This is a genomic window from Comamonas sp. 14P8.1.4, assembly GCF_057799285.1.
In genome coordinates, this window is record NZ_JBYOKN010000027.1 from 1 (window position 1) to 1,153 (window position 1,153).

Below are 1,153 nucleotides of genomic sequence, written 5' to 3' on the forward strand. Positions count from 1 at the left end.
AATGGCAATGACCATTAATACCAATGTGGTGTCGCTGAATGCACAGCGCAACCTGAGTTTGTCGGGCAATTCCTTGTCCACGTCCATGCAGCGCCTGTCTTCGGGTTTGCGCGTGAACAGCGCCAAGGACGATGCAGCGGGACTGGCTATTTCGGAGCGTATGAACGCCTCGGCCAAGGGCCTGGCGGTGGCGGCACGCAATGCCAACGACGGCATCTCGCTGTCGCAAACCGCAGAAGGCGCTTTGGGCAAGATGGGCGACATGCTGCAGCGTATGCGTGAGCTGGCCGTGCAAGCGTCCAACGCCACCAACAGCAAGGCAGATCGCGAGGCGCTGCAAGCTGAAGTCAAACAACTGACTTCGGAAATTGATCGTGTAGCCAAGACCACGACATTCAACGGCAAGAACTTGCTGGATGGCTCGTTTGCGGGTGCTGTATTCCAGGTGGGCAGCCAGGCCGGTGACAACATCACCGTGGGTGCTTTGACCAATGCCAAGGCCAGCAGCTTGTCGAATGTTTCTTACGGCGAGCGTACTTTTGGCAGCCTGGATGCAGCTACCTTCAAGGTGACAAGCACGGGCACGGGAACTCCGAGCATTAACGGTTTTGAGCTGGAAGTGGCCGCGGGTACGCTGGAAGTCAATGGCGTCAAGCTGGATGCCCTGGACAGCGCAGCCAGTGCCGAAGAGCGTCTGGGTCAAGTGGTTGCCGCGATCAATGCGAAAACCGCAGATACCGGCGTGACGGCGTTCCTGGAAGCCGATGCGGCAGACGCCAGCAAGTACCAAATCAAGCTGATGTCTTCGGAAGTAGATGCCAACGGTGATGTGAAAGATGTGACGCTGAAGGGCTTCCACAAAAACGTCACAGGTATCGCTGCCGCAAATGCCACTGCTTTCACCACAGCTCTCGCCACAGCAGACGCCATGAAGACCGCGTTGACAACGGCCCAAGAAGGTGCGGTGAACTTTGTGGCCGTGGACGGTGGTACTGCCGCGACGGTCGGCACTGCAGCAGGCAATTCAGATGCCGCAGCAGCTGCAGCAGCTAAAAAGTCACAGCGTGGCATTGATCAAATTTCGGTGGAAACGCAGGCCGATGCTTGGAAGGCGCTCAAGCAGATTGATAGCGCGATTGACCAAGTGAACTCG

At 57.3% G+C, this 1,153-nt stretch carries 1 protein-coding gene; it reads left to right on the forward strand.

The features are described 5' to 3' along the window. Nucleotide 1: 1 nt before the first annotated feature. Nucleotides 2–1,153, forward strand: a 1,152-nt coding sequence (locus AC27VO_RS16460; protein ID WP_488667796.1) for a flagellin N-terminal helical domain-containing protein, incomplete at its 3' end; no start/stop codon positions are given.